Here is a 13,237-nt window from a genome sequence, read left to right as displayed (position 1 = left end):
GCATGACGAGCGCAGCCGGTGCAGCCGCTCTGCCAATGACTCCGGCGCGTTGCCCAGGTTGTCCAGTTCTTGCTGAAGCGCCGTGAGCTCATCACGCAACAGGCCACGCAATGCCTGCATGATCTGTACGTCGCCAGTGCTGGCCAGGGCCTGGCGATCATCCAGCAACGGCAGTTCGGCGATGGCGGGCTGGGCCAGCTCAATGACGCGGCGAAGGTCGGCCAGTTCACACGGCTTAAGCAAGGCATCGCTAAAGCCATGGGCAAGCAGGCGCTGGCGGGTGGCCGCGTCCAGCTCGGCGCTGGTCGCGACGGCGATGCTCTGGCTAGAACCGGCGTGCGTATCGTTGCGCAAGGCGCTGAGCACTTGCTCCGCACCGGCACCGGGCATACGGCAGTCCAGCAGCAAGATATCGAACGATTCCCGCCGGCCACAGGCGATTGCCTCGGTGCCGTCAGTGCATGCCTCGACGCTCATGCCCAGCTTGCGCAAGGCATCGGCGAGAAAAAGGCGGCTGGCCGGATCGTCATCGGCGACCAGGATGCGTAGCAAACCGGGCTTGCCAGAGTGGCTTGATGTATGGCTGGCAGGGCTATTGATCATGACGTGTCCATGTCGTTCATCGGTTTTTGGCAGAATGGCGTGACATGCGCTTCACATCAAGCCACTTGTTGCTCAGTTTTTGCTTCCTGCTAGGGGGCGGCATCGCCGTGCCTGCGCAGGCGGATGTATTCCTCAACGCCAAGCTGGTCAGTGTGCCGGGGGTGCGTCTGCAGGATGTGCAGGCGCAGATAGGCGAGGATGGCAAGGGCGGCCTCACTCTTAATCTGCATGCGATCCTCGCATGCGCTGGTTGTTCGATGGCACCGTGCAACTGGCGGGGGCGCCTGGCGGCGCCTTGAGTAATGCCAAGCTTGGCCTGATCGTCGATGAGTCCGCCAATACCTTGCAGGTCGACCTCAACCAGGGCAAAACCCAGGCCAGCACGGCGTTGCCGCTGGATCAGCCCAGCCACGCGCAGATCAGCTTGAAGGGGTTGCCGGTTGGCTGGCTGCAAGGTCTGCTTGGCACCGTATGGTCAGGCCGGGTGACCGGCGGTCGGCTCGATGCCGTGCTGGCGCTGGATATCCAGGACAGCGGCATTCAGACGTCGGGTGAGTTCACCCTCGACGGGGCGGGTTTCGACACCCCCGCCGGCACCCTGGCCGGGCAGGGTGTGAACAGCAATGGCCGTCTCAATATCGACACCACGAGTGGTGCCGCGCGCATCCATCTGGATGCCAATGTACGTGGTGGCGAATTGTTGCTTGGCCCGATCTATGCCAAGTTGCCAGAACACCCGGTACAGCTTGGCCTGGATGCCAGCGGCCACCGTGGCGCTTTCGAACTAAGCCGTTTGCGGGTCAGTGACGCCGATGCCTTGCAGCTCGACGGTGCTCTGGCCTTCAGCGCCAAAGGTGAACTGGAGAAGCTGAAATTCGATCATTTCCAGGCCCACTTTCCGGCAGCCTACCAGCGTTACGGTCAAACATGGCTGACCGCCCTGGGCATGCGCGACATGCGCACGGCTGGTCAGCTCAGCGGCAGCATCGATATGGCTGCGGATGGATTGCACAGCTTTAACTTCGATACCGATGGCCTTGACGCGGCCGATAGCGGTGGTCGCCTCAGCGTCACTGGCCTGCGTGGCGGTATGGACTGGGCCGCGCAAGGTGACCGGCCGGCCACCACGCTGGCCTGGCGCACGCTACAGATCTACCGCATTCCCACCGCAGGCATGCAGTCGCATTGGCAAAGTCGTGGCGGCAGCCTGAGCTTGCAGCGCGCCGCGGAGATTCCCCTGTTGAACGGCAAGCTGCGGGTCGCCGACCTCGAGTGGCGCCCCGCCGCCGTCAAGGGACAACGCCTGGCTACGTCGCTGACCTTGACTGGCATCGACATGGCAGCCTTTAGCCGCGCCGTGGGCTGGCCGGAGTTCCCCGGTACGCTGGGTGGCGCGATTCCATCGTTGCGCTGGGTCGACGACCGCTTCGAGCTGGCGGGTGGCCTGTCGATGAACGTCTTTGACGGCTTTGTCGACATCACCCGGCTTTCGCTACAGCAGCCGTTCGGGTCCAGCCCGGTGTTGACCAGCGACATCAGCATGCGCCAGCTCGACCTGGGGGCGATCACCAGTGTGTTCGATTTCGGCAACATCACCGGCCGGCTGGACGGTTCGGTCGACCAGCTTCGACTGGTCAATTGGAATCCGGTGGCATTCAATGCGCAGCTGCTTGCCGGAGGCGGTGGCCGAATCAGTCAACGCGCGGTGAACAACCTAACCTCGATGGGTGGTGGCGGCATCGCGGCCGGCCTGCAGGGCGCGGTATTGAAGCTTTTCAAGACTTTTGGCTACAAGCGCATCGGCCTCAACTGCACGCTACAAGGCACCGTGTGTCACATGGGTGGATTGGATAGCGATGGAGACGGCTACACTATCGTCGAAGGCAGCGGCATACCGCGTCTGCAAGTGATCGGCCATCAAACCCAGGTCGACTGGCCGACGCTTATGCATCGCCTGAAAGCCGCTATCGATGGGGCCACGCCAGAGATTCGCTGATGGCATTCGCTCATTGAATCGGCCTGGTTGAAGCCGCCTCGAATCAGTCCCGTCACCACGTTTCATCCCACGCCCACCATTCAATATTTAGAACGCTCACTGGAGTTGATCATGCGCAAGCTCGTCTATGGATTGCTGACTACGTTGCTTGTTGCACTCGTGGGCTGCGTCACCATCAATGTCTACTTTCCCGAAGCGGCTGCCGAAAAGGCCGCCGACCAATTCATTGGCACCGTGCTCGATAGCGCTCGCGTGGTTACACCGGCCGACAGTTCAAAAACCAACCCGCCCGCAGCCACCAAGCCGGCCTCATCCAAGGATGGGCGTCCCGCCGCTATGCTGTTGCTCGACCTGGTGATTCCAGCCGCCTATGCGGCCGACACCCCGGATATCCGTATTCAAACCAGCACCACCGAATCGATTCGCCAACGCATGCAGGGGCGTATGCAAGGTGGTCTGAGCGCGCTGCTGGATAGCGGTGCGGTCGGCTTTACCCGCGATGGCCTGGTCGCCGTGCGTGACCCCAGCAAGCTGCCGCTGAATCAGCGCGCCGAGGTCAATGCCACGGTCGCCGACGAAAACCGTGACCGCAGCGCGCTCTATCGCGAAGTAGCCAATGCCAACAATCATCCCGAGTGGGAGGCACAGATCCGCGCCACGTTTGCCAAAGGCTGGATCGAGCATGCCCGTGCAGGCTGGTATTATCAAAACCCCGCGGGCGCCTGGACCCAGAAGTAAATCTGCTTCCGCGTCTCCTTAATCTTTCCTAGTGCGGCCTTTACGGTTTTGATCACGCCTGGATCTGCCGCTGCTGGCGCTGACAGCTTTTAACGATGAAAACATTCGAAGCCTCCATTACCGGCCTCACCCATGATGGCCGTGGCGTGACCCATATCGACGGTAAAGCCGTCTTCGTCAGCGGCGTGCTGCCTGGTGAGCAGGCGTTGCTAAGCCTGCGCCGCCGTCACCGCAACTATGACGAAGCGGACGTGGTTGAACTGCTGCTGCGTTCGCCGCACCGGGTCGACCCGCGTTGCCGTCACTACGCCCAGTGCGGCGGTTGCTCGCTACAGCATCTGGACGCCGAATCGCAGATTGCCGCCAAGCAAAGCGTGCTGGAGGAAAACTTCACCCGCATCGGCAAGGTCAGCCCCGAGTCGTGGCTGCCGCCGCTTACCGATGAGCCCTGGGGCTATCGCCGCAAAGGCCGCCTGTCGGTACGCAGCGTGGCGAAAAAGGGCCGCGTGCTGGTCGGTTTTCGCGAAGAGAGCAACCCGCGTTTTGTCGCTGACATCGAGCAATGCGAAATCGTGCATCCGTCGCTGGGGCCAAAGATCGGTTTGCTGGCGCAGTTGCTTAGCGGCATGGACGCAGCCGCGGATATCGCACAGATCGAGTTCGCCGCGGGTGACGACACCATGGCCTTGGTCTTTCGCCATTTGAAGCCGTTGAGTGACGCCGATCAGACCGCGTTGATCGCTTTTGGAAAAGAACACGCTTTCGCGATTTACCTGCAGCCGGGCGGCAACAGCAGCGTGCATCCGCTATGGCCGGAACAGCCACGGCTCGCCTTTCGTATTGCCAGCGCCGATGCGGCGGTAAGCGACGTCGAGCTTGAATTTCAGCCGCTGGATTTCGTGCAAGTCAACGCGGGCATGAATCAGCGGATGATGGAGCGCGCCATGAGCTTGCTCGATCCGCAGCCGACCGATCGGGTGCTGGATCTGTTTTGTGGCCTCGGCAATTTCACCTTGCCTATGGCGCGCCGGGTGGCTGAAGTCATGGGTATCGAGGGCGAGCACGGGCTGGTCGAACGCGCCGCCGAAAACGCCACGCGCAATGGCATTGCCAACGCCAGCTTCCAGGTGGCGAACCTGTTCGAAGATCAGCGCAACGCGTCCTGGGCGCAACAATCCTGGGATAAATTGCTGCTCGATCCACCGCGTGCGGGTGCCGACAAGGTGCTGGAATACCTCCCGCGCAAAGGCACTCAGCGTATCGTTTATGTGTCGTGCCATCCGGGCTCGTTGGCGCGCGATGCCGGCATCCTGGTGCAAAAGCATGGTTTTCGCCTGGTCACCGCCGGGGTGATGGATATGTTTCCGCATACCTCGCATGTGGAATCCATTGCCTTGTTCGAGCGTAGCTGAGACGAAAGGACAAGCATTACCCATGGGTATCGAGATCGAACGTAAATTTCTACTGCAGAACGATCTCTGGCGGTCGCAGATACAGCACAGCGAGCGCATGGTTCAGGGCTATCTGGTTGGTGCGCAAGCGGTGCGCGATGGCAGCGCCAACGCGTCGGTACGAATACGTGTGGCCGGTGAACAGGCCTGGCTCAATATCAAGTCAGCCACGCTGGGCATTCAACGTGATGAGTATGAGTATCCGCTGCCGTTAGTGGATGCCGAAGCGATGCTCTCTAGCTTGTGCAAGGGCAGCCTGGAAAAGCTTCGTCACCACGTCGTCATCGAGGGTGCCTTGTTCGAGATCGACGAATTTCTCGGCGACAATCAGGGGCTGATCGTCGCCGAGATCGAACTGGATGCGCCCGATATGAACTATCCACGGCCTGACTGGCTGGGGCGAGAGGTCAGTGGTCTGGCGCGTTATTACAACGTGAATTTGATTACCCACCCGTATACCCGTTGGACAGCGGCTGAGCGCGATGCTCTCGATGGCGTAGCGCACGCGGGGGTTCCAGCATGTTGATGATTGGCTTGGCCGGCCTTGAGCTTGCGGCAAACGAACGCCCCTGGCTGAGCGCGCCTGGCGTGGTCGGCGTGTTGTTGTTCGCCCGCAATTTTGCCTCGCGCGATCAAGTGACGGCTCTGATCGAGGCGATCCGCGAGGCTGCCGGCGAGGATATCTTGGTCGCCGTCGATCAAGAGGGCGGCCTGGTACAGCGCTTTCGCGAGGGCTTTACCCGCTTGCCGGCCCTGGCCAAGATCGGCGCGGTCTATGACCGCGATCCCAACGAAGCGATTCGCTTGGCCGAAGAGCATGCCTGGGTCATGGCCAGTGAAATGCGCGCGATCGGCGTGGACTTCAGTTTTGCGCCGGTGGTGGATCTGGCTCGCGGCACTGCGGCCATCGGTACCCGTGCCTTTCATGCCAACCCCGCGGTGGCGGCGGAGCTAGGGCAGGCCTATGTGCGTGGTATGCATCTGGGCGGCATGGCCGGTGTGCTCAAGCACTTTCCCGGGCATGGTTCGGTCGCCGCCGATACTCATAAAACGCAGGCGATCGATCCGCGCCCGCTGGACGAGATCCGCCGCAACGATTTGTACCCCTTTGCCGAATGCATCGAAGCCAGCGTCGAAGCGGTGATGATGGCCCATGTCGTTTATCCCGACGTCGATGCACAGCCGGCGGGCTATTCGAAAATCTGGATCGAGCAGATTTTGCGCGGCGAGCTGGGCTTTCGCGGTGCGGTCATCAGCGACGACATCAGCATGGCTGCCGCAGGTTCTGCGGGCAGCGTCGAGGGTCGGGTCAAGGCGCATCTGGCGGCAGGCTGCGATCTGGTGCTGGCGTGTTTTCCCGATGTCGTCGACGAAGCGATCGCCGCGGTCAAGCACCTGCCGGTGCGTGCGCCTGAGCGTTTGGCGGCCTTGCGCGGCGCGCTGGGCTCTACCTGGGATGGGCTTACCGATAACCCGCAGCGCGATCGCTTTATCGCGCGCGTCACTGCCTTGGATATTGAGGATTCAATCGTATGACTAAGCAAGCCCCAACCCTAGCGGCGGCATTGGCGGACGCTGAGTTGCTCTATAGCCAGGCAGAACTGGAATCGACCATCGCCCATCTTGGGCGTGAGATCGATGCGGTGCTGGACGGTGAGCGCGCAGTGTTTCTGACGGTGATGCAAGGCGCGTTGATCTTCGCCGGTCAACTCGCGCTGGCGATTCGCACCGATCTTGAATTCGACTACGTACATGCCACTCGTTACCGCGGCCAAACCACCGGCAGCGAGCTGCATTGGCTGCGTGAGCCACAGGTATCCCTACAGGGGCGCACCGTGTTGCTGGTCGACGATATTCTCGATGAAGGACACACACTCAAGGCGGTGCGTGACGATTGCCTGAGCCGCGGTGCCCGCCGCGTGCTGATCGTCAGCCTGTGCACCAAGCGGCATGATCGCTTGGCCGAAGGTGTCGCCTCCGATTTCAACGGTGTCGAACTTCCTGACCGCTATGTCTTTGGCTACGGCATGGACTACCACGAGCAGGGTCGTAACTTGCCTGGAATTTACGCTTTGCGCGATTAAAGCCATGCGCAGGGGAGGCAAACTTGTCACCTCGATACCGCATATTTCTGGCTCGCTGTCTCCGGCACTTTTTTAAGGAATCACCACGATGTCCCTTTCCATCGATCTCGCTGTTATTGGTGGCAGCGGTCTGTATCAGTTTCCCGGATTGGAAAACGCCGCGCGTCACACCGTGAATACACCTTATGGCCAGGCTTCCGGCGATGTGGTGCTGGGTGATTTCGCGGGCAAGCGCGTGGCCTTTCTGGCCCGTCACGGCGAAAGCCACAGCCTGCCGCCACACCGGGTGAATTACCGGGCGAATCTCTGGGCTCTGCATTCGCTGGGCGCACGCCGGGTCATCGGGGTCAATGCGGTCGGTGGCATTCGTGCCGACATGGGGCCGCGAGTGCTGGTGGTGCCGGATCAAATCATCGACTACACCCATGGCCGCTACACCAGCTATTGCGATGTAGAAGGCGCCGAGGTGAAGCACATCGATTTCAGCGAGCCGTATACCGAATCATTGCGCCAGGCCTTGATCGCCGCCGCGGGCAAGGCCGGTGCGGCGGTGATCAACGGCGGTTGCTACGGCGCCACCCAGGGACCACGCCTGGAGACCCGTGCCGAAATCGCCCGCATGAAGCGCGATGGCTGCGATCTGGTCGGCATGACCGGTATGCCCGAAGCAACGCTGGCGCGCGAATTGGAACTTGAGTACGCCTGCCTGGCCCTGGTCGCCAACTTTGCCGCTGGTTGTGGCGACGAAGCGGAAATCAGCATCGAAGAAATTTTCGCTCACCTTGCCGCCGCCACCGCTGAGGTTCCGCCGATTCTTGCGGCCTTGCTCAAAAGCTGAGCAAGTCAACGCGTTTTTTGAAATCCGTACGGGTGCGCATATTGCGCTCGGATATGAAACATGTTGATACTTTCATTGTGCCAGGGGTGGCTGACCAAGGGGGGCCGTGGTTCAGTGCAGCAGCTTGGCGCATCCAATCCATGCTTCAGAGGTTCATGCAATGAGTACCGGTACGGTCAAGTGGTTTAATGACGCCAAGGGTTTTGGTTTTATTTCACAAGACGAAGGCGGGGATGACGTCTTCGTTCACTTCTCGGCGATTACCTCCAAGGGTTTTCGTAGCTTGCAGGAAGGCCAGAAAGTGAAGTTCGACGTCACCAATGGTCCGAAAGGCAAGCAAGCCGCTAACGTTGAAGGGCTCTGAGTCTGCACGATCAGCGTTCGCCCGATTGATGTTACAAAGAGGCCCCGCGTTGAAAGACGCGGGGCTTTTGCATGATGGAGAGAGCCTGTGGTTGACCGTAGAGCGTTTCTGAAAACATCGTTGCTGGGAGCCTCGGCACTGGCCTTGGCCGGTCGTGTTTCTGCCGACGTGGCAGCGCCAGCAAGCAAGGCTGTAGCGGCAAAAGTGATTTCGACCTGGGATTTCGGTGTGGCCGCCAACCGTGCGGCATGGGCTGTGCTCGATAAAGGCGGTCATGCACTCGATGCGGTAGAAACGGGCGTGCAAGTACCCGAGGCCGATCTGAAGAATCACAGTGTGGGGCGAGCCGGTTATCCCGACCGCGACGGCCGGGTCACCCTCGATGCCAGCATCATGGACGCCGATGGCAATTGCGGCGCCGTCGCTGCGCTGGAACATATCGCGCATCCGATCCTGGTGGCACGGCGAGTGATGGAGCGCACACCGCATGTTTTGCTGGTCGGTGACGGCGCTTTGCAGTTCGCCCTCGAACAAGGCTTCAAGAAAGAAGAGCTGTTGACGCCAGAATCGGAAAAGGCCTGGCACGAGTGGCTGAAGACCGCGCATTACCAGCCATCGGCGAATAGCGAAGTACGCGATTACGGCAAGACCGGCTTGCCTGGTGGCCACGACAATCACGACACCATCGGCATGCTGGCACTGGATGCTCAGGGGCGCTTGGCGGGTGCCTGCACCACCAGCGGCATGGCCTGGAAGCTGCACGGACGTGTCGGCGACAGTCCGATCATCGGTGCCGGTTTATATGTCGACGGCGAGATCGGTGCGGCGACCTCCACCGGCGTGGGCGAAGAAGTGATCCGCAATGCCGGCAGTTTTCTGGTGGTAGAACTGATGCGTCAAGGACGCACACCACAAGAGGCTTGCCACGAGGCGGTGATGCGTATCGTCAAGCGGCGTCCCGACGCAGCCAAAGATTTGCAGGTGGGTTTTCTCGCCATGAACCGACACGGCGATGTCGGCGCCTGGGCGATCCAGCCAGGGTTTTCCTACGCGGTTTGCGACGCGCAACGGCAGGACACGTTATTGCCAGCCAAAAGCGTTTACTGACATGGGCGCAGCTAGCCTTGACGCTGTCCGCCTGCTTGAGGTGGCAGCGAATTCAGTCGCATCGGCGCTAGCCGCGCAGACCGGTGGAGCGGGGCGGGTCGAGCTATGCACCGCCCTGGAGCTGGGCGGGTTGACGCCGTCATCGGCGCTGATTGCCATGACCCGCGAACAGCTGACGATACCGTTGTATGTGCTTATCCGGCCACGTGCCGGCGATTTTCTTTACAGCGATCTCGAACACGAGTTAATGCGGCGCGATATCGAAACCTGCGCCGCACTCGGTTGCGATGGCGTTGTGCTTGGTGTGCTGGACGCCGCGGGCCAGGTCGACATGGCCCGCTGCCGCGAATTGATCGCGGCGGCGGGGCCGATGGGCGTTACGTTTCACCGCGCCTTCGATCTAAGCCGCGATCCAGCCCAGGCACTTGAGGATGTCATCACTCTGGGTTGCGAGCGAGTGTTGACCTCCGGCACCCAAGCCAGCGCGCTCGATGGGGTCGGATTGATCGCTGATTTGATCAGGCAGGCCGCCGGCCGCATCAGCATCATGCCGGGCGCAGGGGTGACTGCGCAGAACATTGCCCAGCTGGCGGCGGCGACCGGCGCCCATGAATTCCATGCGTCGGCCAAGCGTCAGTTGGCCTCGGGTATGCAGCATCTGCGGCCAGGGCTGCACGATATGCAAGGTGGTGAATGGCGCAGCGATGTCGAGCAGGTACGTGCGCTGATCATGGCTTGGCGGGCGCAAGCGCCCGCCGTTTGATCTCAGGCTATTTGGGTATTGCCACGCTCCAGCCAACGCGAGCGCAACGCGTCATAGGCCCAGTTGAAGCCCAGCGTATACGGCAAGAAAAACAGCAGCACGCCAGCTTCCAGCAGCAAGGCCTGCCATAGGCCGATACCCAGCCACCATGCCGCGAGCGGCAAAGTGAAAACGATCAGGCCAAGTTCGAAGCCGAGCGCATGCGCGATGCGCACCGCCAGCGTGCGCGAAAACGCCCAAGCCTGTTGCAAGCGGTCGAACAAGCCGTTGTAAAGCATGTTCCAGACCATCGCGACCAGCGAGATGGTCACGGTCAGCACGCCCATCTTGCCCAGCGATACGTTCAATACCCAGCTCAGTAGGGGGGCGGCGATCAGCACGGCGATCAATTCAAATGACACGGCGTGAAGCACACGTTCTCGTTTGGTTTTCTTCGGCATGTTCATGGGGCTGTCCTCAGCAGGAATAAGCTGATTTTCCCGCTTGTTGACCGATAGTTTTAATTAGTTATCATCGGTTTTATCGATAGTTTGTGTTGCCGATCAGGCCATGCCGCCATGAAGCCTTCGCCCGATACCCTGCGCGCCTTTACCGAAGCCGCTCATGGCGGCTCCTTCACTGCGGCTGCCCGTGTGCTGGGCAAAAGCCAGTCGACCATCAGCGAAGCGATCGCCAACCTGGAGATCGACCTCGGAGTGAAGCTGTTCGACCGCAGCACCCGCCGGCCCCAGCTCACTCCGGAGGGGCAGCTATTGCTGGCGCAGGCGTCGCTGATGTTGCAGGCCGAGGAGCGCTTTATGCGCACGGCCGGGCAATTGGCGGCAGGTTTGGAGCCACGGCTGACCGTGGTGCTGACAGATCGCTATCAGTCGCCTGATTACGAGTCGATCCTGGCCGAGCTCGATCAGCGCTATCCGGCGCTTGAGTTTGAGTGCTTGCTGGGCGAGGGGGCCGATGCCCTAGCCCTGGTCCAAGAGGGGCGGGCGCAATTGGCCATGGTTGCCGCGCAGCCGGCCTATCCATCCGATCTTGCTCGTGCAACCGCGCAGCACCCATCCCAAACGGCACTCTTTGTGGCTGCCACGCACCCCTTGGCCAAGCAGCCCTCACCAAGCGTCGATGACCTGGCCCATGTGCGAGAGCTTCGCCTCAATACCTATCTGGACGAAGCATCCATCACAGCCAAGGGGCACTACTGGTCGGCACCCAGCTTTTTGCTGCTGATGGAAATGGCTGAGCTTGGCTTTGGCTGGGCAGCGTTGCCACGCTGGATGGTGGAGCGTTATGCCCCCGGCAAGCTGGTCGAACTGCGCCTGCCCGGCTGGCCGCAGCAGGGCGCTATCGATGTGGTGTGGTCCTCACGCCGCCCGCTTGGCGTTGCCGGTCATTGGCTGCGGCAACGCCTGAGTGCTTGAACGTTTGAACTCAGTCAGCTCACGAACTGCAAGCGTGCCAGTTCCGCATACAAACCGCCTTCGGCGAGCAGGCTTTCGTGGGTGCCCTGAGCGACGATACGGCCGCCGTCCAGCACCACGATACGGTCGGCCCGCTGAACGGTGGCGAGGCGGTGGGCGATGACCAGGGTGGTACGGCCTTTTTCCAAACGCTCCAGTGCCTGCTGGATAGCCGCCTCGGATTGCGCATCGAGCGCCGAGGTGGCTTCGTCGAGCAGCAACAAGGGTGCATCGCGCAAGATGGCGCGGGCGATGGCGATACGCTGGCGTTGTCCACCCGACAGGCGCACGCCGCGCTCGCCCAGCTCGGAGTCATAGCTATTGCCCAGCGCGCTGATAAATTCGTGAGCTTCCGCGGCACGGGCAGCCTCGAGCACTTCATCGTCGCCTGCGTCCTGGCGGCCAAAACGGATGTTGTCTGCGGCGCTGCCGCCGAAGATCACCGTTTCCTGCGGCACCAGCGCAATGGCACCGCGCAGGTCGGTTAATGCCAGGGCGCGCAGATCGACGCCGTCCAGGCGAATGCTGCCTTTTTGCGGATCGTAAAAGCGCAACAACAAGGCCAGTACCGTGCTCTTGCCGGCGCCGGAAGGGCCGACCAGAGCCACCGTTTCACCGGGCTGGATCGTCAAGTCGAAGTCATACAGTGCCTGCGCGTCAGGTCGGGTCGGGTAATGGAAGTTCACGCCCTCGAAACGCAGTGCGCCGCTGATCGGTTTGCTCAATACGGCGGGCTGCGCCGGGCTGGCAATCTCGGCATGCTCGGCGAATAGCTCGCTGATCCGCTCCATCGCACCGGCGGCACGCAATACGTCGCCCCAGACCTCGGATAAGCCCGCCACCGAACCGGCCGCAAAGATCGCGTACAGCACGAACTGACCGAGTACGCCGGCGTTCAAGCTGCCCGCCAATACATCGCGCGCGCCGGCCCACAGCACCAAGGTGATGGCGCCAAAGAACAGCACGATGACTGCGGCAGTGAGCACCGAGCGCATGCCGATGCGCTTGCGCGCGGTGGCCAGTGCACGAGTGATGGCGCTGCCATAGCGCGTGCTTTCGATATCTTCACGCGCATAGGCCTTGACGGCGGGCGCGGCGTTCAAGGTTTCGTTGGCAATCGCCGCCGCATCGGCGAGACGATCCTGGCTGGCCCGCGACAGTTTTTGCACGCGGCGGCCAAACACCAGGATCGGCAGCATCGCCGCCGGAATCACCAGCGCAGTAAGGCCGGCCAGGCGAGGGCTGGTCCACACCATCATCGCCGCCGCACCGAGCAGCATCACCACGCTGCGCAGCGCTACCGAAATGCCCGAGCCGATCAGCGCCTGGATCACCTCGGTATCGGTGCCTAGCCGTGAGATCAGCTCACCGACGCGGCTGCGTTCAAAAAAACCGACATCCAGCCGGATCACATGCGAATAGAGTTTGCTGCGCAGCGAAGCCAGCGCGCGCTCGCCGAGCAAGGTAATGCAGAAATAGCGGCCCGCGGTGGCAAAGGCCAGCAACAGGGCTACCGCGAACAAGCCAAGAAAGGTGGTATTGATCTCGGCCGCGCTGGAGTTGCCAAAGCCCTGGTCGATCATGTGGCGCACGGCCATCGGCAGCACCAGGGTGGCTGCTGAGGACAGGCCTAGAAATACCAGCCAGCCGATGGCCAGGGCACGGTGCGGCCGCACAAAGGGCCACAGTTGTCGTAGCGCGCCAACCCGACGGGCAGGGGCTTGCTTATCGGTGGCGGTATCGCTCATGAGGGCTCGCTATGGGGTCGATGGAAACAGTGCTGCGTTCGATACGTGGGGTAGATGTTGCCGGATTCAATCCGGGTGTATTCAATCCAGC

General features: G+C 61.5%; 15 protein-coding genes. 12 read left to right on the top strand and 3 right to left on the bottom strand.

Annotated elements, in window-relative coordinates; translation table 11 throughout:
• Positions 1-603: response regulator (locus OUZ52_RS12695; protein ID WP_266158766.1), on the bottom strand; the 603-nt coding region annotated here is incomplete at its 3' end.
• Between the two features lie 44 nt (positions 604-647).
• Here OUZ52_RS12695 and OUZ52_RS22875 point away from each other — a divergent pair.
• The 11 genes from OUZ52_RS22875 (at position 648) to OUZ52_RS12645 (ending at position 9,944) form a co-directional block, all read left to right on the top strand.
• Positions 648-902 carry a hypothetical protein gene (locus OUZ52_RS22875; protein WP_323135346.1) on the top strand — a complete coding sequence of 85 codons (255 nt, stop codon included), beginning with the start codon at positions 648-650 and terminating at the stop codon, positions 900-902.
• Positions 845-2,599, top strand: a complete 1,755-nt coding sequence (locus OUZ52_RS12690; RefSeq protein ID WP_323135345.1) for a hypothetical protein — start codon at positions 845-847, stop codon at positions 2,597-2,599. The genes OUZ52_RS22875 and OUZ52_RS12690 overlap by 58 nt, the downstream gene beginning before the upstream one ends.
• A 111-nt stretch (positions 2,600-2,710) precedes the next feature.
• Positions 2,711-3,337 carry a YdbL family probable chaperone protein gene (locus tag OUZ52_RS12685; RefSeq protein WP_266158765.1) on the top strand — a complete coding sequence of 209 codons (627 nt, stop codon included), beginning with the start codon at positions 2,711-2,713 and terminating at the stop codon, positions 3,335-3,337.
• A gap of 95 nt (positions 3,338-3,432) precedes the next feature.
• Positions 3,433-4,749 carry a 23S rRNA (uracil(1939)-C(5))-methyltransferase RlmD gene (rlmD, locus tag OUZ52_RS12680; protein ID WP_266158764.1) on the top strand — a complete coding sequence of 439 codons (1,317 nt, stop codon included), beginning with the start codon at positions 3,433-3,435 and terminating at the stop codon, positions 4,747-4,749.
• Between the two features lie 22 nt (positions 4,750-4,771).
• Entirely contained in the window at positions 4,772-5,314 is a 543-nt protein-coding gene (locus OUZ52_RS12675) for a CYTH domain-containing protein (RefSeq protein WP_266158763.1), read from the top strand.
• A complete protein-coding gene (gene nagZ, locus OUZ52_RS12670) occupies positions 5,308-6,324 on the top strand; it encodes a beta-N-acetylhexosaminidase (RefSeq protein WP_266158762.1) in 1,017 nt (338 codons plus the stop codon). The genes OUZ52_RS12675 and nagZ overlap by 7 nt, the downstream gene beginning before the upstream one ends.
• A complete protein-coding gene (locus OUZ52_RS12665) occupies positions 6,321-6,872 on the top strand; it encodes a hypoxanthine-guanine phosphoribosyltransferase (RefSeq protein ID WP_266158761.1) in 552 nt (183 codons plus the stop codon). The genes nagZ and OUZ52_RS12665 overlap by 4 nt, the downstream gene beginning before the upstream one ends.
• A gap of 88 nt (positions 6,873-6,960) precedes the next feature.
• Complete coding sequence (locus OUZ52_RS12660) at positions 6,961-7,710, top strand: S-methyl-5'-thioinosine phosphorylase (protein WP_266158760.1); 750 nt, start codon at positions 6,961-6,963, stop codon at positions 7,708-7,710.
• Positions 7,711-7,870: 160 nt separating this feature from the next.
• The gene (locus OUZ52_RS12655) at positions 7,871-8,074 is read left to right on the top strand and encodes a cold-shock protein (protein ID WP_266158759.1); all 204 of its coding nucleotides are present in this window, start codon (positions 7,871-7,873) and stop codon (positions 8,072-8,074) included.
• 87 nt (positions 8,075-8,161) lie between these two features.
• The gene (locus OUZ52_RS12650; protein WP_266158758.1) at positions 8,162-9,181 is read left to right on the top strand and encodes a glycosylasparaginase; all 1,020 of its coding nucleotides are present in this window, start codon (positions 8,162-8,164) and stop codon (positions 9,179-9,181) included.
• Between the two features lies 1 nt (position 9,182).
• Positions 9,183-9,944, top strand: coding sequence for a copper homeostasis protein CutC (locus OUZ52_RS12645; RefSeq protein ID WP_266158756.1), 762 nt, complete (start codon positions 9,183-9,185; stop codon positions 9,942-9,944).
• A gap of 2 nt (positions 9,945-9,946) precedes the next feature.
• On the opposite strand, the gene OUZ52_RS12640 is transcribed toward OUZ52_RS12645, so the two are convergent.
• Positions 9,947-10,390, bottom strand: coding sequence for a multidrug/biocide efflux PACE transporter (locus tag OUZ52_RS12640; protein WP_266158755.1), 444 nt, complete (start codon positions 10,388-10,390; stop codon positions 9,947-9,949).
• Positions 10,391-10,501: 111 nt separating this feature from the next.
• On the opposite strand from OUZ52_RS12640, the gene OUZ52_RS12635 reads away from it, so the two are divergent.
• Entirely contained in the window at positions 10,502-11,359 is an 858-nt protein-coding gene (locus OUZ52_RS12635) for a LysR family transcriptional regulator (protein ID WP_266158754.1), read from the top strand.
• Positions 11,360-11,373: 14 nt separating this feature from the next.
• On the opposite strand, the gene OUZ52_RS12630 is transcribed toward OUZ52_RS12635, so the two are convergent.
• A complete protein-coding gene (locus tag OUZ52_RS12630; protein ID WP_266158753.1) occupies positions 11,374-13,146 on the bottom strand; it encodes an ABC transporter transmembrane domain-containing protein in 1,773 nt (590 codons plus the stop codon).
• Positions 13,147-13,237 lie beyond the last annotated feature (91 nt).

The organism is Dyella silvatica (genome assembly GCF_026283955.1).
GTDB classification, from domain to species: Bacteria; Pseudomonadota; Gammaproteobacteria; order Xanthomonadales; family Rhodanobacteraceae; genus Dyella_C; species Dyella_C silvatica.
The sequence above is the reverse complement of the archived record's forward strand: the minus strand, read 5'-3'. Positions and strand labels throughout refer to the sequence as shown.

Coding starts and splice junctions, on each gene's coding strand:
- OUZ52_RS12690 (WP_323135345.1), top strand. CDS start 845: ATGCGCTGGTTGTTCGATGGCACCGTGCAACTGGCGGGGGCGCCTGGC.
- OUZ52_RS12660 (WP_266158760.1), top strand. CDS start 6,961: ATGTCCCTTTCCATCGATCTCGCTGTTATTGGTGGCAGCGGTCTGTAT.
- OUZ52_RS12640 (WP_266158755.1), bottom strand. CDS start 10,390: ATGAACATGCCGAAGAAAACCAAACGAGAACGTGTGCTTCACGCCGTG.
- OUZ52_RS12685 (WP_266158765.1), top strand. CDS start 2,711: ATGCGCAAGCTCGTCTATGGATTGCTGACTACGTTGCTTGTTGCACTC.
- OUZ52_RS22875 (WP_323135346.1), top strand. CDS start 648: ATGCGCTTCACATCAAGCCACTTGTTGCTCAGTTTTTGCTTCCTGCTA.
- OUZ52_RS12635 (WP_266158754.1), top strand. CDS start 10,502: ATGAAGCCTTCGCCCGATACCCTGCGCGCCTTTACCGAAGCCGCTCAT.
- OUZ52_RS12665 (WP_266158761.1), top strand. CDS start 6,321: ATGACTAAGCAAGCCCCAACCCTAGCGGCGGCATTGGCGGACGCTGAG.
- OUZ52_RS12675 (WP_266158763.1), top strand. CDS start 4,772: ATGGGTATCGAGATCGAACGTAAATTTCTACTGCAGAACGATCTCTGG.
- OUZ52_RS12655 (WP_266158759.1), top strand. CDS start 7,871: ATGAGTACCGGTACGGTCAAGTGGTTTAATGACGCCAAGGGTTTTGGT.
- OUZ52_RS12630 (WP_266158753.1), bottom strand. CDS start 13,146: ATGAGCGATACCGCCACCGATAAGCAAGCCCCTGCCCGTCGGGTTGGC.
- OUZ52_RS12645 (WP_266158756.1), top strand. CDS start 9,183: ATGGGCGCAGCTAGCCTTGACGCTGTCCGCCTGCTTGAGGTGGCAGCG.
- rlmD (WP_266158764.1), top strand. CDS start 3,433: ATGAAAACATTCGAAGCCTCCATTACCGGCCTCACCCATGATGGCCGT.
- nagZ (WP_266158762.1), top strand. CDS start 5,308: ATGTTGATGATTGGCTTGGCCGGCCTTGAGCTTGCGGCAAACGAACGC.